A 20,365-nucleotide genomic window follows, 5' to 3' on the forward strand; every position below is an offset into this window, starting at 1 on the left:
TATTGGAATTTAAACAATGAAAAAGAAAAAAATCACACAAGTTTTTGAAAGAGCCACTAATTTATTCAATTTCAAATATAAATAGTGTTAATATATACATTATAAAATATTATTAACAAGTGTTTATTTTTAAAAAGATAAGTTAATAAAATACCCCCCACATATTATAATATCATGAGAATTATTTTAGCAGGAACCGGCAGTGCAGTTGGAAAAACGACAATTGCTACCGGAATAATGAAAGCTTTAAGTGAAAAATATAATGTTCAGCCATTTAAAGTTGGACCAGACTATATTGATCCGTCCTATCACACATTAGCTACAGGCAATGTTTCAAGAAACTTAGATTCTTTTTTTATGAAAGAAGGTCAAGTCAGAGATTCTTACCTAAAAGGAATGAACGGAAAAGACATTGCAATTATTGAAGGTGTGAGAGGATTATATGAAGGAATTGATTCTGTAAACGATATTGGAAGTACGGCTTCAATAGCCAAATCTTTAAAATCTCCAGTAATATTGATTATAAATTCAAGAAGTTTAGTTAAAAGTGCCGCAGCCATTGTTTTAGGTTTTAAAGCATTAGATCCTGAAATTAACATTGCAGGAGTTATTTTAAACAAAGTAAAAAATAAAGCTCATTATGAAAAAACTAAAAGGTCAATTGAAGAAATTACAAACACTGAAGTCATAGGTGGCATTGTGCGTGACAACACTATTTCAATTGAACAGAGACATTTAGGCCTCGTTCCTGCTCGCGAAAGAGAAAATTCACTTAAATTTATTGATTTATGGTCAAATGTAATTAAACAGTCAATTGATTTAGACAGATTAGTTGAAATTGCAAAAACTGCGCCAAAAATTAAGTCAGACATTATACCAATCTGGAATAAACTAAACAAACAACCAGTTAAAATTGGAGTTGCTTATGATGAGGTTTTCAATTTCTATTATAAAGAAAATATTGAATCACTAGAAGCCAATAATGCTAAAATAGAATATTTTTCACCTTTAAAGGATGAAAGTCTTCCAGATGTAGACGGATTATATATTGGTGGAGGATACCCTGAACTGTTTTCAAAGGAACTTAATGCAAATACAAATATGCTATCACAAATCAAAGACTTTCACTTAGAAGACAGACCTATTTTCGCCGAATGTGGTGGTTTAATGTATCTTATGAAATCCATCCATGAAGATGCAATGGTGAATATATATCCATACAAGTCAATTCTAACAGATAGAGTGCAGGCTCTGAAATACACCATCGCTGAAGTTAAACAGGACAATATAATTTCTAAAAAAGGTGAAAAATTCAATAGTCATGAATTCCACTACTCAAAAGTCCTTGCTGATAAGAACAATATTAAAAACGATTTTGCATTTAATATTCTAAGAGGAAAAGGCTCCTATAATAATCAGGACGGATTTATGCAGAGAAACACGCTGGCAAGTTATGTTCACACACATGTTGCCGCCATGCCTAATTTCGGTGGAAACTTCTGCATTTCATCATCAGAACTTGGAGGATAACATGAACTTTAAAGAAATTGATTTTTTTAATCCGTTAATTGTTGTGGTTGCAATACTCGTCTTTTTAGTAATGGGTTATATAGGATCATTTGACTATAGGTTTGACAGCCCATTGAACATTAGCGTGTTTTCAACAGTTATCTTCGTAAGTTTAATATTTATAGCTGGAGTGCTGATTGCAAAACGCAAAATCAGCATTAGTAAAACAAAAGAAATCGATATCTTATCTGAAAAAATATTAGTTGCTCTTGTTCTAATAGCATTATCCCTGCAAACACTGAATCTGTTTTTAATTGGAGGAATACCCCTTTTTGATAGTGTTTTAAAATCGAATGCAACAACAAACATTTGGAGAGTTGCATATCCATTATTTTTAATAATGATAAATATCCTACTTGCCAAATACTACAGCAAAAAATATTTAATTTTAATTGCTCTTGGAGCAGCAATATTTGGTCTTAACGGATATAGAACCTCAGTTCTGGGAATTTTGGGAAGTTCATTTATCACATTATATTATCTCAATAAAATATCTAAAAAAATGGGAGCGTTATTTATTGCAATAATGGCTATCGGATTTCTGGCTATCGGATATATTGCAACCCAGTCAATTGCAAATCAAAATTGGACACTGAATCCTCTTCAATTATTATTTTACAGAGCAGGATTTACCCTAAAAGTATTTGAAAAAATAATTCCACTAGCCGGAACAACAAACGGCCATATTTTTAGTATGATTTTCTCATCAGGAAGTCCCAGAACATTTATTGGTGAATATGTACTACATTACAACGTTTGTTTAACTTCCACATTATTCGGACCAGTTTATCTTGATTTCGGATTAATCGGCCTTGCAGTTCAGATGTTTTTAATGGGAATATTTTTAGGAACCATGAATAAATTAAAAAAAGGAATTGGAGTGGGGATTTACTCCATCATTCTAACACATACATTAATTTGGATAGAAACCGGACCAACAGACATTATGATTTGGTTTTTATATTTGCTTGGACTGATCTTAATAATAACCAATCACAATCATATTAAATTAAACAAAAATTAATATGATTAAGATAATTAATGAAATAAAGAATACGAATGTTCCTTTAACGATGAAATCCCTATTTCTATCTGTGTATAAGGATAAACCGTATGAAAGAAGCAATGCTACAATCATTTCAATTAAACCGGCAATTCCAGTATCCATTTTTAAGAGATTGCCTGCAATGTATGAACAAATGTATGAAATCACAACAACAAAAACAATTAAAATTATCGGGTTTTGAATTAAGTTATAAAGCAATGAACCTCTTTCAAAAGCGCTGTTTCTGGAATTATAATTGTATAATGTAGTCACATTTCTTGATGGTGCATTAAGCACCCTACTATTTCTATTGCCCTTGTTAAAAAGAGAAGATAAACCTTTTCGAGGATTTTCATCAACCTGCCTGTATAAAGTGTTCTTATACATGGCAGGATTTCTTTCTCTATGCATCACATATTCCATATCAGAAGCATCATATGAATATTCGGGATATTCCTCATCAATATATCTGGATGCACCCCCATCATAGAGAGTATTATCTAATGTAGTTTGAGAAGTCCTGTCCTGGTATTTTTTAGCAAGTTCAAGTAGATTATCCCTATCTACTAATTTAATATTTTTTCTATGAGCGTAGCTCTTTGCTTGTTCTGAAAAATAACAAGAAGCGACAATAGTAACTTTAGAAGCATTTAAACTTTGCTGGACAGCCTCCATTTCTCTTAAAACATCGACTCCAATTATAAAATTCTTATCATAATTTTTACATGCTACAACAACACCAAAATCCCCGATAGTTGTAGGCAAAATAGCATATATGTCTATAACCTTCTGAGAAGTTTCAAAATTCTTATGAACTTTAAAACCGGAGTCCTCCATCACCTTAGCTATGAAATTAATTAATTGTGGTTTTTTCAAATTTCCACCTGCATGTGTTTTTTGCTATTAGTATTATAATTTATACAATAAATTGTTATTAAACTTTTTTATAGGGCCTTTTCAAAAACTCAAAAATCAATTTTTTAAAAAAAGCAAATAATGCTTTGATTGTAAAATAAAGAAAATTCAGCACAGAAATTTACTTTTGGCAGTCATGATCAATAAATATAAAAAAATATAAAATTATTTTAACAAGCTCAACACTTATTATATTTATGAAAGCATTGATAAGTAACGATGACGGAATAACCTCTTCAGGTATTCTGGCTTCAAAAAAGGCCGTAGAAAATTTATGTGACACATATGTTATAGCACCGGAGACCCAACAAAGCGGAATAGGTCATGCACTAACATTATTTGAACCATTAAGAGTGAATAAATATACTTTAAGAGACGGCAGTCCCGGCTATGGAGTAAGCGGAACACCAACTGATGCCGTAACCATTGGATTATTTGAAATTATGGATGAAAAACCTGACATCATGATATCCGGCATTAATGTAGGTTTCAATATTGGAAAAGCCGAACTTACAACATCAGGAACAATAGGCGCAGCAATAGAAGCTGCAACATTCGGCATCCCGACAATAGCCATTTCTCAAGAAGTGATGCGTGACGATATTAAATTTGAAAATGGACAGGTGAAAATAGATTTTGATTTTGCAGGCAAAATGCTAAACAAATTAACAAAAATCGTGCTTAAAAAAGGATTGCCTGAAGGAATTGACTTATTAAATGTAAATGTTCCTGCAGACCCTTTAGATGAAGAATTTGAAGTTGCAAAGCTTGGAAAAAGAATGTACTGCCCAGTAGTTCAGCAGCGCTTGGATCCGCGTGGAAAACCATACTATTGGATTGATGGTGAACCTTATGAATTTGATGAACCCGGAAGCGACGGTTATGAATTGAGAAAAAAACAAAAAACTACAATAACTCCATTAAAAATTGATTTAACCGCTGATATGAACCCATTAAAAGAATGGTTTGATTAAAATGATTATAAGTTTAAATCTTTAAGCACTTTATCCCTTTCTTCCCTAAGTTCATTTAAAATTTTTTCATCAGTGCATCCGTCTTTTTTTAACTTGGCTATTGTACGAGTAATAGCTTCCAAATTACTTTCTAATTGATTGATTGGCATATTATATACTATAAATGTTAAACTATATAAAGATGAAACATCAAAATAAATGTAGAATAATCAGGGATTTGAAGAAAATGAGTAAAGATAAAGATAATGTAAACAAACTTTTTAAACAATTTAAAAATAAAAATGTAGCCATTGATTTAAGAGGAGATTATCAAATCGAAGGTAAAATAATAGCTATCGACAATTACTTAAACATCATCCTTGAAAATGAAAATGGTTTGGAAACCGTAAAAGGCGGAAATATTATTTTCGTTAGTGTAAAAGAATAGAATTAGGAAATATCAACTTCAATACCTAATATTTCCTTTTTACCATTATAAACATCCATTGCTATTTGAGCGGCACCAACAGCTCCGGATTCTTTAGAAATCACTTTTAAAGGATACTTATTTTTGAAATATTTATTGATTTCATCTTCAAAGTTAAATGGTTCGGTTGCACTTCCAATAGATCCGGTAAGCACGATACCTTCAACTTCATTTTCACATACAACATCCAAACCGGCAATTTCCATTGCAACGGTCATAATCAAGGTATCAATAGCCAATTTTGCTTTTTCATCACCTTTTTTATAATTTTCTAAAAGCTGGTCCTTCATATTAGCCACTTTACCATCAATTCCGGCTATTCTAACTGCACCTGCATGTGAAAAACAGTCGTTAGCCAAGACTCCGTTTTCATCAATGTCTCTTATCATTTCAAGGTCAATTGGTCCGTGAACAACACCCATTGCACCTAAACAAGCATCAATTGCCCCCTTAATTTTGCCATCTTCAATTAAAATATCAACACTGTTGGATGAAATATCCGCTACAATAAAATTAGACCATCCAGTTTCTCTTAAAGCATTATATGCAATGCTTACCTTCTCAGAACTGGCCTGATGAGAATAAGCCGCTCTGAATAATTTATCTAAAGAATCAGAATTTCTGTGAAGCCCGGGAATCATGATTGAACCAACATCCAATGATTCCAATTCGCTAAAAACAGAAGTTCCTCCGCCAGTAACTTTGCCTGCACCATTAATAGATAAAATTCCCCTGTTTTTAACTTTATTTGTAGGCATAATCTTGTTAATTCCATCACCCATAGCATAAGTAATAGCCATTAGTTTAACAGAATCCAAATCAACACGTTTTGTTATTTCTTCAGTTGCAGAAACCAGACCGTTTTTACTTTCTTCCCTTCCTATCTTAAAAACATCAAGTACTTCGCCTTCATCAGACATTATACAAAAAGAGATTCCGGTAGTTCCATGGTCCATTCCAATAAATACCATGATTACAACTCGTATAATAAAAATTCTTAAAAAAAAAATAGTAAAAGGATTTAAAAGACTATTCGTCTTTTTGTAATCCGCAAGCTTTTCTTAATCTTTCACCAACAATTTCAATTTCTTTTTTACCTTCAGCAGCCCTCATTTCTTTTAAGTTAGCGCCGTCAGTTGCATTTTCATCAGCAAATTGTTTTTTGAAGGTTCCATCTTGAATTTGTTTTAAAGCTACTTTCATACCTTCTTTAGCTTCATCAGTAATGATAGTTTTTCCTCTAGTTAAACCACCATATTCAGCAGTGTTACTTACATCATTCCACATTCCGGCAAAACCTTTTTCATAAATTAAATCAACAATGAGTTTTACTTCATGACAGGTTTCAAAGTAAGCAATTTCAGGCTGATAACCGGCTTCAACTAAAGTTGTAAATCCTGCATTGATTAATTCAGTGATACCACCACATAAAACAGTTTGTTCACCGAATAAATCAGTTTCAGTTTCTTCTTTAAAAGTAGTTTCTAAAACACCTGCTTTAGTCAAACCACATGCTTTTGCCATACCTAATGCAAGTTGTAAAGCATCGCCAGTAGCATCTCTTTCAACTGCAACTAAACCAGGAATACCGAATCCTTCTTCGTAAGTTCTTCTTACCATAGATCCAGGTCCTTTAGGTGCAAACATTACAATGTTTACGTCTTCCGCTGGCTGGATTAAACCAAAGTGGATGTTGTAACCGTGAGAGAATGAGATAGTGTTTCCAGATTCAACATAAGGAGCTATCTGTTCTTTATAAACTCTTTCTTGAATTTCATCAGGAAGTAAAATATGAATGATATCTGCTTCTTTTGCTGCATCTTCGATAGTTTTTACAGTCATGCCATCTTCTTGAACTAAATTCCAAGAACTTCCATTTTCTCTTACACCAACAATGACATTAGCTCCACTATCAGCCATATTTCTAGATTGTGCTCTGCCTTGTGAACCATAACCGATTACAGCAATGGTTTTTCCTTCAAGAGCATCTGTATTTACATCTGCATCGTAATACATTTTCATAAAATCATCTCTTATATTTTTAGTTAATTAATAAAATTGAATTGGACATATAATAAAATATTCAATATATTATTTGTGTTTTAATAATATATTAAGTTTTATATTTATATGAAATTTTTAAAAAAAAATAGATTATAGACGGATTAATAACCATCTACTAAAATTTTTAATTCACCGGTAACAATATCAATGATAAGACCGTGTACAGGCACATCAGGGATTAATGGATGGTTTTTAATTTTTTCTACAACGTTTTTAACGTTTTCTTCCTCATCGTCAAATCCGCCAATCCATTCAGCCAAATCATATTGAGCAATATCCTCTTCTTTAATACCTCTTTCAAGCATCTTCTCTTTTAATGCATCTACATCTGCACCAGCCATACCGCATTCAGTATGACCAACTACCAATACTTCTTCGGCGCCGAGATTGTATAATGCCGCACCAACTGATCTAATTGCATCTTCTCCGACAATGGAATTACCTGCGTTTCTAATAATCTTTGCATCTCCCCTTTTAAGACCTAAAGCAGGTTCGAAAAAGTCAATTAATCTACAATCCATACAGGTTAGGATAACTAATTTCTTTTGTGCATGGTGAGACATTTCTTTGCCTTCAAAGTTTTCTACAAAATTCTTATTATCACTTAAAACATCTTCTAATATAGTCATTTTATACACCTCTAGACATCGCGGTAAGACCGGTACGGGAAATCTTTTTGATTCCGTAGCTTTTTAATAAAGATATAAATGCATCAATTTTATCAATATCTCCAGTAAGTTCAATAATTAACGTTTCTTCAGAAACATCAACGATTTTTGCTCTGAAAATATTAGTATATTGCATAATTTCAGCTCTTGCTTTTTCGTTAGGGACCTTTACTTTTATAAGACATAATTCCCTATTAACTGCATTTTTAGTAATATCTTTAATCTTGATAACATCAACTAATTTATTTAATTGCTTTGTAACCTGTTCAAGGCCTTTTTTATCTGCATTAACAGTAATTACCATACGGGATAATCCTTCAACTTCAGACACTCCAACAGTAATGCTGTCAATGTTAAATCCTCTCCTATTAAATAATCCTGCAATTTTTTGTAAAACACCTGGTTTATCCTCTACTAATGTGGAAATAACATGATATTCATTAACCATTTAAATCACATCCTTTTCAAGTTTATATTCACCAATCATTTCATTAATTCCCGCTCCAGGAGGAAGCATAGGCAATGCCTCTTGAGAATCTATTACTACATTAAATAAAATCGGTTCATTATCTTTAATTGCAGAAGCCAATTCCTCTTTAGTTTCACCAGGTTTTGTAATTCTGACCGCATTTACTCCAAAACTTTCCGCCAGTTTAACAAAGTCAGGACTATTTCCAAGCAAAGTCTGTGAATGTCTTTCATTATACAGTAAGCTTTGCCATTGATATACCATTCCCAATGTCCTATTTTCAAAAACAACTGCAATAACAGGTATGTCATATTCACGAACAGTAGCCAATTCCTGACAAACCATTAAAAATCCGCCGTCACCACAAATTGAAACAACCGGATTCTCAGGACAGGCAACTTTAGCACCGATAGCCGCAGGGAATCCGAATCCCATAGTTCCAAGTCCGCCTGAAGATATGAATTTACGCGGTTTTTGAATTTCAAAGAAGTGTGCCGCCCACATTTGATTCTGACCAACATCAGTGGTTAAAATTGATTCTGGAGTTAGAACTTCAGCTATTTCTTTTATAACAGTCTGTGGTTTTAAGGGAATGTCTGAATAAGTTACTCTTGGACGCAATTCCTGCTTTTTCTCTTGAATCATATTGCTCCATTTAAGTACATCCGGTGAAACCTTATAATCTTTTAAAGAATTATTCAGCGAAGTTAAAACATTGTGAGCATCTCCTACAATAGGCAAGTCAACATCTACATTTTTACCTATCTCTGCAGGGTCAATATCTATATGAATAACTTTAGTATCAGGAAGGAAACTGTCCAATCTGCCAGTAGTTCTATCTGAAAACCTAATACCGATAGCTATTAACAAATCAGATTCATTAATATAATCATTGGAAACTTTTCTACCATGCATACCAAGCATCCCCAATGCCAAATCATCAGTTTCATCAATAGCCCCTTTACCTAAAAGCGAAGTCATAACAGGAGCATTGATTGTATGTGCAAGTTTTTCCAACTCACAACATGCATTAGATATAACAACACCTGCACCTGCCAAAATCATTGGCCTTTTAGCTTCTTTTATTAAATCACAAGCTTTTCTGATTTGTCTAATATTTCCTTTAGTGGTAGGGTTATAACCTGGAGTTTCAATTAAAGAATCATCAAAACTTGACAATTCACCTTCCTGAACTTCTTTTGGAACATCAATTAAAACTGGGCCCGGTCTTCCGCTGGCTGCAATTTCAAAACTAGATTTAATCATAGAAGGGATTAAATTAGGGTCTTTTGGTTGAAAACTGTGTTTTGTAATTGGCATTGTAATTCCAACAATATCGGCTTCTTGAAATGCATCATTTCCAATTAAATGAGTAGGAACCTGTCCAGTAATAGCTAAAATTGGAGAAGAATCCATATATGCTGTAGCAATACCAGTTACAAGGTTTGTTGCACCTGGACCGGAAGTTGCCAAACACACACCCACACGGCCTGAAGCTCTTGCATATCCATCTGCTGCATGAGCTGCGCATTGTTCGTGTCTAACTAATATATGATCCAAGTCTGCATCATATAACATATCATAGAATGGTATGGTTTGTCCGCCAGGATAACCAAATATTGTTTTAACCCCCATATTTTTAAGGGATTCGATTATTGCTTCTCCGCCTCTCATTTTAAAAACCTTTTTAAAGTATTATAATTTAAGTATGAATATAAAAATATATATAATTATTGAAATAATATTAATGTATTTAACCTGTGCTGATATAATGAAATTAACAAAATACATTTGCCATAGAAAACCTGAGAGAAGTTTCTTTATCGGAAATCATCAGTTTCCGGTTTGTGCAAGATGCACCGGATTTTATACCGGCTTACTGGTCTATTTAATTTACAATTATTTTTACCAACACAGTTACGATTTAAATATGCTAATAATTTCAATGATTCTGATGATACCTGTGGCAATAGACGGTTTTACCCAATATCTTGGTAAAAGAGAAAGTACGAATAATTTAAGATTTATCACAGGATTCATAGGTGGAATAGGATTAATAATATTCATGAAAATAATTATAAGGTGGATTTTATATGTTTTGTAGAAATTGCGGTGAAGAAAATCCTGAAGAAGCGGTATTCTGTAAGAATTGTGGAACAAAGTTAAAAGAAGAAGAAGTTAAAAAAGCAAGAGTGATTGAAACACCTGCCCAAGAAAAAACATATACTTCATATACCAGTACTCAACAAAGCACAACATCAGCCAGTTCATCCGATAGTAGCGACACCATTTGCTGCTGTTTATGTTTAATTGGTATCTTTATACTTTTTGCAATAGGATCACTTAGCCCCTAATCTTTCATATAATAATATAAAACTGCCTTTTGAGCATGCATCCTGTTTTCTGCCTCATCATAGATAACAGATTGCGGTCCGTCAATAACTTCACTGGTTACTTCCTGACCTCTAACAGCAGGCAAACAATGCATGAAAATAGCTCCATCATTAGCTATACTCATTAAATCAGAATTTACCTGAAATGGAGCAAAATCAATTTTTCTCTGTTTTGCTTCGACTTCATCACCCATACTTACCCAAACATCAGTATATACAACATCGACATTTTCAAGGGCAACACCGATATCATCACTTATGACAATTTCAGTATTGTTTTCTGCCGCATATTCCTTTGCGGTTTTTAAAATATCCTGTGAAGGTTCATATTTTTTAGGGCAAGCTACAGACATGTCCATGCCAAGAAGGGGAGCGATTAATAAAAGGGAATTGCATACGTTGTTTCCATCTCCTACAAAGCAGATTTTTCTACCTTTCAAACTGCCGAAATGCTCTTTGATTGTCAGCATGTCAGCCAGTGCCTGACAAGGATGTTCAAAATTGGTTAATCCGCTGATAACTGGAACATCAGAATGTTTAGCCAATTCAATTACATCATCATGTTCTATTGCACGAATCATTATTCCATCAACGAAACGGCTTAAAACTTTTGCAGTATCGGAAATTGGTTCCCCTCTGCCCATTTGCAAATCATTAGAAGATAAAAAGATTGCCCTTCCGCCTAACTGATACATTCCCACATCAAAAGAAACTCTAGTCCTGGTTGATGATTTCTGGAAAATCATTGCTAATGTTTTACCTTCAAGAGGCTTTTCCTCTACCTCACCTGCTTTAATTCTACAGGCCAAATCCAAAATGTGATTAACATCATCTTTAATGTCTGTAATTGATAATAAACTACCCATTATAATCCCCTTAATAACTATAATAAAAATATTTATATCTTAATAATACATATTAAAGTTTTCTATTCATTCATTTTTAAATCTTATATCCCTAATTGTGGAAATTATAGGAACTAATAAGAATAAATAAATAAAATTACCTGAAACCTTAAAATCCAGGAAATTTACAATAATAGTTAAAACCATTATCATTCCAAAAGTCTGATAAACATAATTCCTCTCCTTTTTTGAAGGTGAATTATCTAGAAAATCTCTGGAATAGGCATAGCTATACATCAATAAGAAAAATACAATTGTTAGGAAGATGTTCATCCCGAAAATTACTTCAGATAAAAAGAAATGAGAATAATTTCCTATTAATGAAGTTGTAAAAGGAACAAAGGATATGCAAATCAAAAAGAAGATATTTATCCATAAATAGGGAATATTAATATTATTTAATTTTATAAATTCATGATGGTAAATCCAAAAACAGCTCAATAAAATAAAACTGACAATGGTAATTCCGATAGTGGGGCTTAAACTTGAAAAAAAGGTTAAAAATGAAACGTAATTATTAATCTGCAATTCCGGAAGTGCAATACCAAAAACCAAAAGAGTCATTACCATTCCAAAAATTCCATCGGTAAGAGCCATTAATCTTCCAGGGTCAATGTCGATTTTTTTCTCAATGGCTTGTTTAAAACGCTGATAATAACTTAAACCTTTATTAAGTTTATCTAATTTTTCAGTTTTGATTTCATCGTCCTGAGCAAAATGAGTAGATAAATAATAAGTAAATTTATTTAATTTTTCTAATTCTTCCTGGGATTTGACATCTTCTTTTAAAATCTCTATTTTTTCATATATTTCAGATTTTATTTTACCCAAATCCTTAGAATCATCAGAAGTCATTTAAATCAAAAAAAAAAAGAAAAAAGAAATTTAGTTTAAAATTTCTTTCATGTGTTCAACACGTTTGCTAACAAGATCAGAAGTACCGACATCACTTCTGTGGTAAACATTACCTTTAACGAATTTGCAAGCTTCCTCAGCTATTTTTTCAGCTTCTTCGATAGTATTGCCACTAGCCACAATACCTAATGCCCTTGAACCGGACAGGTGAATTCCATCATCTTCAGATGATACTGCTGCATAAAATACTTTGGCGCCTAATTTTTCAATAGATTCCTCATCAACCTCTATTAATTCACCAGCAAATTCAGTTTCAGGATATCCGTCAGGTACAATGTATTTACATACACTAGCCTTGTCTTCAAATTCGGCTTCATCCAAGTTACCATCAACAATAGCCTGGCAGATATTAACCAATGGAGTTTTAAGTAATGGTAAAACGTTCATTGCTTCCGGGTCTCCAAATCTTGCATTGTATTCAATAAGTTTAGGTCCATCAGCAGTTAACATAAATTGACCATATAAAATACCTTTGTATGGTTCAGCTTCGCTAGCTATAGCCTTTAAGGTTGCTTCCATAATTTTAACTGCTTTATCATAATCTTCCTGAGTTAAAAACGGCAATAATCCACCAACATCAGAATATGAACCCATGCCACCAGTAATTGCCCCAACATCTCCTTCAAATGCATGAGGATGGTCTTGTGCTGCAGGCATTGGAGCCAAGTGTTCCCCATCACAAAATGCTTGAATAGTAAATTCTTCACCGATTAACCTTTCTTCAATAATTACTTGAGCAAATCCACCCATTACATTATCAATTACTTCACAAGAGTATTCTTTTGCTTCTTCATTATCTTTTAAATGGTCGCCGACAATTTTAACTCCTTTACCACCAGTTAATCCAACAGGTTTTACAACAACATCACGGTCAAATTCATCCAGGAATTCTGATACATCTTCAGAGTTATCAAATACTTTGTAAACAAGTGATCCTTCGATTTCATAGTCTTCAAAGAGTTTTCTCATAAATGACTTGTCAGTTTCAATTTTTGCCGCACTTTGTGTCGGTCCAACACAGCTTATTCCATTTTTTTGAAGTTCATCTACGATTCCTTTTCCAAGTGGAGCTTCAGGACCAATAAATGCAATGTCAATATCATTTTCAACGGCATATTGGGCTACCTTTTCAACTTCTCCTTCATCACCCTGTTTAAATTTGGCGATTTTGGACAATCCAGGATTTACCTTGCTCATATAACAGTATAAATCCACATCATCTTTTAAAGCATCAGCGATAGCATGTTCACGAGCACCTGTACCTACAACTAAAACCTTCATAATATAGTCTCCTATTAGTATATAGTTATGTTTGTGAAAATATTTATATATTAACACTTGCATATACAAGTGTATAATTGCATATGCAAGAATGAGGAAAAAATATGGAAAAAAATTCAAATATAGAAATAATTACAGGAGACCCAAAAAAGGCCATCAATAAATTGTCACTGCCGATTATAGCAAGTATGTTTTTAATATTTGCAAATAATATAATTGACAGCATATGGGTGGCAGGACTTGGTGCAGAACCGTTAGCAGCACTTGGATATGTTACCCCACTATTCATGGTGCTTATTGGAATCGGGAACGGAATCGGAGCAGGGGGCAATTCATTAATTTCACGATATATTGGAGCCGAAAATAAATCATCAGCAAATAATGCGGCGATACATAACTTAATTTTAGGAGTAATACTGTCAATCGCTGTTTCAATAATCCTACTTGGTTTTTTAAAGCCATTACTTACAATAATGGGTGCAACAGCTGTTTTGAATTATGCAATGGAATATGGAATTGTAATTTTTGCCTTTGCTTTTACAATGCTTCTTCCACCAATTTTTGGAGGAGCATTCAGAGCAGAAGGAGACGTTAAAAGAGCCACAGTCCCTCTTGCAGTCTCAGCAATAACAAACATGTGTATTGACCCGATTTTCATTTATACATTAAATTTAGGAGTTGCAGGTGCCGCATGGGCAACAGTAATTGCACATTTGTTTGCAGTTCTTACAATGCTTTACTGGATGTTTGTTAAAAAAGACACTTACCTTAAATACAACCGTGAAAGCTTTCATAATGATTTAAAAATGTATAAAGACATTTTAGTTGTAGGAATCCCTGCCAGTTTAGAGCAGTTAATCTTATCTGTACTAACAATTGTAGTCAATTTCATGCTCACAATTGTTTCAGGACCTGTTGCAGTGGCTGTTTATACTGCAGGTTGGAGAATAGTAAATATAGGAATGCTTCCAGCAATAGGAGTTGGAACCGCATCAATATCAGTTGCAGGAGTTGCATACGGATCACGCAAATATGAAAACTTAAGAATTACAGCAAGATATGCAGTTAAAGTAGCATTAATAGCTTCAGTTATTGTTTGCATTATTTTGAATTTATTTGCAAATCAAATTGCATTCATATTCTCCTACTCAGAAAGCAGTGCCCAGTTAGAACCGTTGATTGCGAGCTTTATACAACTCATGTGTTTATTCATATTATATGTCCCATTTGGAGCAAGTGCAGGAAATGTATTCCAGGGAGTTGGAAAAGGAACAATATCATTTATATTAACAGCATTTAGGGAATTTATATTAGTGCTTATCTTTGCATATGTACTTGGATTTGTCTTTAACATGGGAGAATTCGGAATATATTGCGGAATGCTTTTAGGTGGAGGAATAGGTTCCCTAATATGTTACGGATGTATTGAACTATATATAAGCAGACTATTAAGGAGAAGAGATAATGGAATTTGATGACAATGCACCTACAGCCCCATTTATTTCAATACTTCACAGAGAACATGCAAAATACATTAACGAAAATGTAAAAGAAGATGACTTAAGTTTTGGTCTTCATCCTCTTTTAATTGTAATATATGAAAGAAAAGGAATAAATCAGGAACAACTGGCGGAAATATTTCGTCTAAATGAAAGTACAATAGCAAGAAACCTTAAAAAACTCGAAGATAAAGGATTTATTGAACGGATTAAAGATAAAAGAAAAAAAATAATCAAAACAACACCGAAAGGGGAAAAAACCGCTCAAAAAGTTATGGACTATGACAGAAAATGGGACAATAAGATAAAAGAGAACCTAGCAGATGAAGAATACAATAATTTCTTAAAAACACTTAGAACCATATGTGAGGAATTAATATGAATCAGACAATTAACGATTTAAAATCAAGAAGAAGCATCAGGAAATTTAAAGACAAGCAAATTTCAGATGAGGATTTAAACATAATATTAGAAACAGGAACATATGCCCCAACAGCAAGAGGAGCACAATCTCCTAAAATAATTGTGATTCAAAATCCAGAAACAATTAAAGAATTATCTGCATGGAATAGAAGCTTTTTCCCAGTTGAAATGCCGGAAGATATGGATCCATTTTATGGAGCAAAAACATTGATAATAGTTTTAGCGGACAGTGAAATTCCAACATTTGTTGAAGACGGGTCAAGTGTTTTAACCGTTCTTGTTAATGCAGCCCATGCAATAGGTGTCGGATCATGTTGGATTCATAGAGCCCGTGACGAGTTTAGCAGCAAAAAAGGAAAAGAACTTTTAAGAAAATGGGGAATACCCGAAACTTATGAAGGAGTCGGCCATGTAGTACTTGGTTATCCCGATATGGAAACACCGGAGCCTATTCCAAGAAAAGAAGACTACATCCTCCGCATAGATTAATTCTTTTATTAAATAGTAAAAAATAGTCAACATACCTATTTTTTACCTTTTAACGGCATTAAAGTCATAGAACCAAAACCATTAATAAAACTAAAATAGTTAGAATTTTCTTTAATAGGCTTTTTTAATTGTAAATATTAAATAGCGTATATTTAATATAATATTTATTCTAAAGTGTGAATAAAATTTAAAAATAGAAATTAAGATGAGTTGAGAACCCATCTACATTTTTTCAGGTGCAGCAACACCTAAAATATCTAAAGCATTTTTTATAGTAGTTTTAGCCCTATCTACTAAAATCAATCTAGTGTCTTCAACATCAGAACCTATAACCTGTTCTGATTTGTAGAATTTATTAAAAGAACCTGCCAAATCCTGACAGTATTGTGTGATGTTGTGAACCCTCTGCTTATTTGCACAGTCTTCAACAATCTGTGGGAATTTAGCTATTTGCCTTACCAAGTCCTGTTCTGTTTCATTTAAAACCCAATCATCACTAACACTTAAAGAACTGATATCCTTGCCTGATTTTTTAAGTAATTTGCATGCTCTTGCATGGGCATATTGAATAGAAGCACATCCTCTCTCAAAGCTTAATGCCTCATCCCATTTGAAAGTTAAGTGTTTTTCAGGAGATAATTTAGCAATAAAGAATCTGATAGCTCCAACACCAATATCTTCAGCCATTGGCGCAATTTCCTCATCACTCAATTCAGGATTTCTTGATTTAATTTCATCATAAGCTCTTAAAATAGCTTCATCAATCAATTCATCAACAGACACGAACTTACCTTTTCTTGTTGACATTGAACCTTCAGGAAGTGTGATAAACTCATAAAATATTACTTCAGGAGCAGTTTGTCTGAATATTTCTTCAAATATTACTTTGATTTGTTTAGCTGCCAGTTTATGATCTGAACCTAAAATATCAAGAACAGTATCGCCCAAAGTAGCCTTATATTTATGATAAGCCAAATCTCTTGTTGAATAAAGTGATGTTCCGTTAGATCTTCTAAGTACAAACTCTTTTTCAATATTGAAGTCTGTTAAATCAATATATAATACATCATCTTCTCTTGTAAATCCTTCTTTCTGGATATAATCTACAAGTCCGTCAACATCACCGTTTCTTACAAATTGACCTTCCCATACAAAGTCATCATGTGAAATATTCATTCTTAAAAGGGATTCCTTCATTCCTGAAATACATTTAGAAACAACATCTTCAAAGATTTTATTTAGCTCTTCATCTGCTCCCTCTTCGTATTTTTGGATTAATTCGTCAACTTTAGCATTTAATGCCTCATCCTCTTCAACAGCACTATTTGCATCAAAGTATAATTTTCCAATCTTATGGTCAATTTTATCCCCTTCATAATCCTCAATATTCAATCCGCATTGGGTTATACCGCATACAATAATAGCTATCTGTCTTCCCATATCATTTACATAATATTGAGTAATCACATCTCTTCCAGCCAGTTTTAATAATCTTGCAAGAGAATCTCCAAAAATTGAGTTTCTGATGTGACCAATGTGTAAAGGCCCGTTAGGGTTTGCTGAAGTGTGTTCCAATACAATTTTTTCACCATATGCAGGAAGCTGACCATAATTTTCATCGACTTTTTCCAATAATAATTTAGAGAATTTACCATAATCAATGAAGAAATTAACGTAAGGACCAAAGTTTTGTACTTTAGAAAAAATTTCAGGCACTTCAATCTTTTCAACTAAATCTTTTGCAACTTCAGGAGGTGAAGTTCTTAATTTTTTAGTAAGTGCAAAAGCAATAGTACTTGCCAAATCGCCTAATTCAGGATTAGGTGGAAATTCTAACTTAAAGTTTCTATCAATTTCAACATCATATTGATCTAATGCTTTATTAATAGCATCAATCGCTTGTTTTTCAATTTCAAAATACATTAACTCACCTTAACAATAAATTATAACCCTCTTAACCAAAGGGAAAGATAACCAATTTTTGGAATTACGACTAAATTATCATCAAAAGTAACAACTTTTTCTTTAATTTGACTTGATTTAACATAATACGGATCAGGAGCATTATTATTATCTCCCTTAATCAGATACATCGTATTTCCATCAATTTCAGTAATATTAATAATTCTATGAATAACCGGTTGGTTAAACCAAGTTGCATCATAGACAACCACGTCCCCAACCTGAACATCATCAGGGTTAAACTCATGAATTCCCAAGAAATCTGCCTTTTGGACTAAAACAATGTCCCCTCTATAAAAAGCAGGCTCCATACTTCCAGATACAACAACATTCAAATGTTGAGCAGCTATTAAAACAATTAAAAGAATAATTACATAGGATGCAATTTCTTTCATATCAATATCCATTTAAATTACCTTCTTCTTTTTTTAAATGCAGCTTCCAGTGCTATTTCAATAGCCTCAGAAGTTTTTTGTAAATCATCCATACTGTGAGCATTTGATATAAAATTACATTCAAATTGAGATGGTGGAATGAAAACACCTTGTTTTAATAATGATTTAAAGTATCTTAAGAATTTTTTTCTATCAGATTCTTGGGCATCGGCATAGTCATAAACAGGTGCCGGATTGAAGTAAATCTGAAACATTGACGCAAGTCCAACCGGTTGGATGTTATATTCCTCATCGTCTATAATGGATTGGATATTTCCTCTAAGGAATTTTCCTTTCCGTTCCAATTCTTTATAAAAAGCATCATCGAGTTGTGTTAAAGTAGAAATACCTGCCTGTACCGATACCGGATTTCCGGAAAATGTACCTGCCTGATAAACCGAACCGTTTGGAGCAATCAATTCCATGATTTCCTTTTTACCACAAAATGCCCCCATAGGAAGTCCTCCGCCAACTATCTTACCAAGAGTAGTTAAATCAGGAGTAACACTATAATATTCCTGAGCCCCACCTCTGGAAGCTCTAAAACCGGTGATAACTTCATCAAATATTAAAACTATATCATTTTCTTCAGTAATTTTTCTGATAAACTCTAAAAATCCGGGTTTTGGTTCGATACATCCAACATTGCCCATTACAACTTCCATGATAATACAGGCAATGTTTTCTCCTTCTTTTTCTATTAAATCAGTTAAAGCTTCTTCGTTATTAAATGGAACTGATAAAGTGTTTTTAGTAGTATCAACCGGAATTCCCGCACTATCAGGTAAAGTTGCAGCGCCGGATCCTCCTTTAACCAAAACATAATCATGAGCTCCGTGATAAGCTCCTTCAAATTTAACAATTTTATCCCTGCCGGTAAACCCACGTGCCAATCTAATTGCACTCATAGTAGCTTCCGTACCGCTATTACAAAATCTTACCATCTCAGCACAAGGAATTCTATCAATAATTTCTTTTGCAAGAGTAATTTCATTTTTAGTTGGAGCGCCGTAAGCACTGCCGATAGTTAACTGATTAGAAACTTCCCTTACAACTTTAGGGTTAGCATGTCCTAAAATTAATGGACCATAAGCTAAACAGTGGTCAATATAACTTTTTCCATCTTCATCAGTGAGCTTTGAGCCTCCTGCACTTTTAACAAAAAACGGATATGGTTTAAAAGCACGTACAGGAGAATTTACTCCACCGGGGAAATAATTTTTAGATTCGTTGAATAATTCTTCAGAATACATTTTATCACGCTACAAATGTTGTATTAATGAATTTACGCAAGCTACTGCAATAGGTGTTCCGCCTTTAGGTCCCTGAACAATAACACTGGGAATACTGGAGTTATGTAAAGCTTCCTTTGAATCAGCAGCTCCAACAAAACCGACAGGAACTCCAACAATAGCTTTAAGATTCATTTCACCTTTTTGATATAAGTCCATAGCTTCGAAAACAGCAGTAGGAGCATTACCAGAGACAACAATTCCTTCAAAATCATTTAAAGCCGCATAACGCATTGCTGCTGCAGCTCTTGTAATCTGATTTTCTTTAGCAATTTTAATTACATCATCATTTCTAATATAACACTCAACTTCCCCATCATATCTTGTTATACCATATTTAACCATGTTGATATCGGTTAAAATGGTTTCATTATTTTTAAGGGAATTCATAGCTACATCTACAAAATCTGAACTGATTTTAACTAATTTTGCATACTCCGGATCAGCTGTTGAATGAACAATCCTCTCAACAATGTCTCTTTCGATTGGATTTAAATCTTTGACATCATCTCCAATAAGGTCACGAATAATTTCCCTACTTTTATTTGCAATATCCAAACCTTGTTTAGTTGATGCGCCCATGAACATTTTGTCTGTCATAT

Annotated in this window: 23 protein-coding genes; 9 read left to right on the plus strand and 14 right to left on the minus strand. The window is 33.3% G+C overall.

Annotated features, from left to right (window positions below):
- Positions 1–174: 174 nt before the first annotated feature.
- Positions 175–1,530, plus strand: coding sequence for a Ni-sirohydrochlorin a,c-diamide synthase (gene cfbB / locus Q4Q16_RS02595; RefSeq protein ID WP_303346036.1), 1,356 nt, complete (start codon positions 175–177; stop codon positions 1,528–1,530).
- Between the two features lies 1 nt (position 1,531).
- Positions 1,532–2,593 (plus strand): oligosaccharide repeat unit polymerase family protein, encoded by a 1,062-nt coding sequence (locus tag Q4Q16_RS02600; RefSeq protein WP_303346037.1) that lies wholly within the window; start codon positions 1,532–1,534, stop codon positions 2,591–2,593.
- On the opposite strand, the gene Q4Q16_RS02605 is transcribed toward Q4Q16_RS02600, so the two are convergent.
- On the minus strand, positions 2,579–3,490 hold the full coding sequence (locus tag Q4Q16_RS02605; RefSeq protein ID WP_303346038.1) for a restriction endonuclease: 912 nt from the start codon (positions 3,488–3,490) through the stop codon (positions 2,579–2,581). The two genes, Q4Q16_RS02600 and Q4Q16_RS02605, sit on opposite strands and share 15 nt — an antisense overlap.
- Before the next feature lie 236 nt (positions 3,491–3,726).
- Here Q4Q16_RS02605 and surE point away from each other — a divergent pair, with 236 nt between their 5' ends.
- Positions 3,727–4,503 (plus strand): 5'/3'-nucleotidase SurE, encoded by a 777-nt coding sequence (surE, locus tag Q4Q16_RS02610; RefSeq protein ID WP_303346040.1) that lies wholly within the window; start codon positions 3,727–3,729, stop codon positions 4,501–4,503.
- 5 nt (positions 4,504–4,508) lie between these two features.
- Here the strand turns inward: surE and Q4Q16_RS02615 are convergent, their stop codons facing one another.
- Complete coding sequence (locus Q4Q16_RS02615; protein ID WP_303346041.1) at positions 4,509–4,652, minus strand: hypothetical protein; 144 nt, start codon at positions 4,650–4,652, stop codon at positions 4,509–4,511.
- Positions 4,653–4,729: 77 nt separating this feature from the next.
- Between Q4Q16_RS02615 and Q4Q16_RS02620 the strand changes: the two genes are divergently transcribed.
- On the plus strand, positions 4,730–4,930 hold the full coding sequence (locus tag Q4Q16_RS02620; RefSeq protein WP_303346043.1) for an LSM domain-containing protein: 201 nt from the start codon (positions 4,730–4,732) through the stop codon (positions 4,928–4,930).
- A gap of 2 nt (positions 4,931–4,932) precedes the next feature.
- Here the strand turns inward: Q4Q16_RS02620 and Q4Q16_RS02625 are convergent, their stop codons facing one another.
- From Q4Q16_RS02625 to Q4Q16_RS02645, 5 genes are all read right to left on the minus strand, one after another.
- Positions 4,933–5,940, minus strand: a complete 1,008-nt coding sequence (locus tag Q4Q16_RS02625; protein ID WP_303346045.1) for a methanogenesis marker 12 protein — start codon at positions 5,938–5,940, stop codon at positions 4,933–4,935.
- Between the two features lie 58 nt (positions 5,941–5,998).
- Complete coding sequence (gene ilvC, locus Q4Q16_RS02630) at positions 5,999–6,991, minus strand: ketol-acid reductoisomerase (RefSeq protein ID WP_303346046.1); 993 nt, start codon at positions 6,989–6,991, stop codon at positions 5,999–6,001.
- 143 nt (positions 6,992–7,134) lie between these two features.
- Entirely contained in the window at positions 7,135–7,662 is a 528-nt protein-coding gene (locus Q4Q16_RS02635) for a carbonic anhydrase (RefSeq protein ID WP_303346047.1), read from the minus strand.
- Between the two features lies 1 nt (position 7,663).
- On the minus strand, positions 7,664–8,149 hold the full coding sequence (gene ilvN, locus Q4Q16_RS02640) for an acetolactate synthase small subunit (RefSeq protein WP_303346049.1): 486 nt from the start codon (positions 8,147–8,149) through the stop codon (positions 7,664–7,666).
- Positions 8,150–9,844, minus strand: a complete 1,695-nt coding sequence (locus Q4Q16_RS02645) for an acetolactate synthase large subunit (RefSeq protein ID WP_303346051.1) — start codon at positions 9,842–9,844, stop codon at positions 8,150–8,152.
- A gap of 73 nt (positions 9,845–9,917) precedes the next feature.
- On the opposite strand from Q4Q16_RS02645, the gene Q4Q16_RS02650 reads away from it, so the two are divergent.
- The gene (locus Q4Q16_RS02650; RefSeq protein WP_303346053.1) at positions 9,918–10,274 is read left to right on the plus strand and encodes a DUF2085 domain-containing protein; all 357 of its coding nucleotides are present in this window, start codon (positions 9,918–9,920) and stop codon (positions 10,272–10,274) included.
- Positions 10,264–10,524 (plus strand): zinc-ribbon domain-containing protein, encoded by a 261-nt coding sequence (locus tag Q4Q16_RS02655; protein ID WP_303346054.1) that lies wholly within the window; start codon positions 10,264–10,266, stop codon positions 10,522–10,524. Before Q4Q16_RS02650 ends, Q4Q16_RS02655 begins: the two co-directional genes overlap by 11 nt.
- Here the strand turns inward: Q4Q16_RS02655 and argF are convergent.
- The 3 genes from argF to purD form a co-directional block, all read right to left on the minus strand.
- On the minus strand, positions 10,521–11,429 hold the full coding sequence (gene argF, locus Q4Q16_RS02660; protein ID WP_303346056.1) for an ornithine carbamoyltransferase: 909 nt from the start codon (positions 11,427–11,429) through the stop codon (positions 10,521–10,523). The two genes, Q4Q16_RS02655 and argF, sit on opposite strands and share 4 nt — an antisense overlap.
- 66 nt (positions 11,430–11,495) lie before the next feature.
- Complete coding sequence (locus Q4Q16_RS02665; protein WP_303346058.1) at positions 11,496–12,323, minus strand: TMEM175 family protein; 828 nt, start codon at positions 12,321–12,323, stop codon at positions 11,496–11,498.
- A gap of 30 nt (positions 12,324–12,353) precedes the next feature.
- Complete coding sequence (gene purD, locus Q4Q16_RS02670; RefSeq protein ID WP_303346060.1) at positions 12,354–13,664, minus strand: phosphoribosylamine--glycine ligase; 1,311 nt, start codon at positions 13,662–13,664, stop codon at positions 12,354–12,356.
- Between the two features lie 104 nt (positions 13,665–13,768).
- Here purD and Q4Q16_RS02675 point away from each other — a divergent pair, with 104 nt between their 5' ends.
- Genes Q4Q16_RS02675 through Q4Q16_RS02685 form a run of 3 tightly spaced genes read left to right on the plus strand, consistent with a single transcriptional unit; the run spans position 13,769 to position 16,075 of the window.
- Entirely contained in the window at positions 13,769–15,139 is a 1,371-nt protein-coding gene (locus Q4Q16_RS02675; protein ID WP_303346062.1) for an MATE family efflux transporter, read from the plus strand.
- Positions 15,129–15,545 (plus strand): MarR family winged helix-turn-helix transcriptional regulator, encoded by a 417-nt coding sequence (locus tag Q4Q16_RS02680; RefSeq protein WP_303346063.1) that lies wholly within the window; start codon positions 15,129–15,131, stop codon positions 15,543–15,545. The genes Q4Q16_RS02675 and Q4Q16_RS02680 overlap by 11 nt, the downstream gene beginning before the upstream one ends.
- Positions 15,542–16,075 (plus strand): nitroreductase family protein, encoded by a 534-nt coding sequence (locus tag Q4Q16_RS02685; protein ID WP_303346064.1) that lies wholly within the window; start codon positions 15,542–15,544, stop codon positions 16,073–16,075. The genes Q4Q16_RS02680 and Q4Q16_RS02685 overlap by 4 nt, the downstream gene beginning before the upstream one ends.
- A gap of 222 nt (positions 16,076–16,297) precedes the next feature.
- On the opposite strand, the gene argS is transcribed toward Q4Q16_RS02685, so the two are convergent.
- Genes argS through Q4Q16_RS02705 form a run of 4 tightly spaced genes read right to left on the minus strand, consistent with a single transcriptional unit; the run spans position 16,298 to position 20,363 of the window.
- Positions 16,298–17,998 carry an arginine--tRNA ligase gene (argS, locus tag Q4Q16_RS02690; protein WP_303346065.1) on the minus strand — a complete coding sequence of 567 codons (1,701 nt, stop codon included), beginning with the start codon at positions 17,996–17,998 and terminating at the stop codon, positions 16,298–16,300.
- 20 nt (positions 17,999–18,018) lie between these two features.
- Positions 18,019–18,444, minus strand: coding sequence for a signal peptidase I (locus tag Q4Q16_RS02695; RefSeq protein WP_303346066.1), 426 nt, complete (start codon positions 18,442–18,444; stop codon positions 18,019–18,021).
- A 5-nt stretch (positions 18,445–18,449) separates the two neighbouring features.
- Positions 18,450–19,724, minus strand: coding sequence for a glutamate-1-semialdehyde 2,1-aminomutase (hemL, locus tag Q4Q16_RS02700; RefSeq protein ID WP_303346068.1), 1,275 nt, complete (start codon positions 19,722–19,724; stop codon positions 18,450–18,452).
- Positions 19,725–19,733: 9 nt separating this feature from the next.
- Positions 19,734–20,363, minus strand: a complete 630-nt coding sequence (locus Q4Q16_RS02705; RefSeq protein WP_303346070.1) for a cobalt-precorrin-8 methylmutase — start codon at positions 20,361–20,363, stop codon at positions 19,734–19,736.
- Positions 20,364–20,365: the final 2 nt, after the last annotated feature.

The sequence above is a fragment of the Methanobrevibacter sp. genome, from assembly GCF_030539875.1.
Taxonomy (GTDB): Archaea; Methanobacteriota; Methanobacteria; order Methanobacteriales; family Methanobacteriaceae; genus Methanocatella.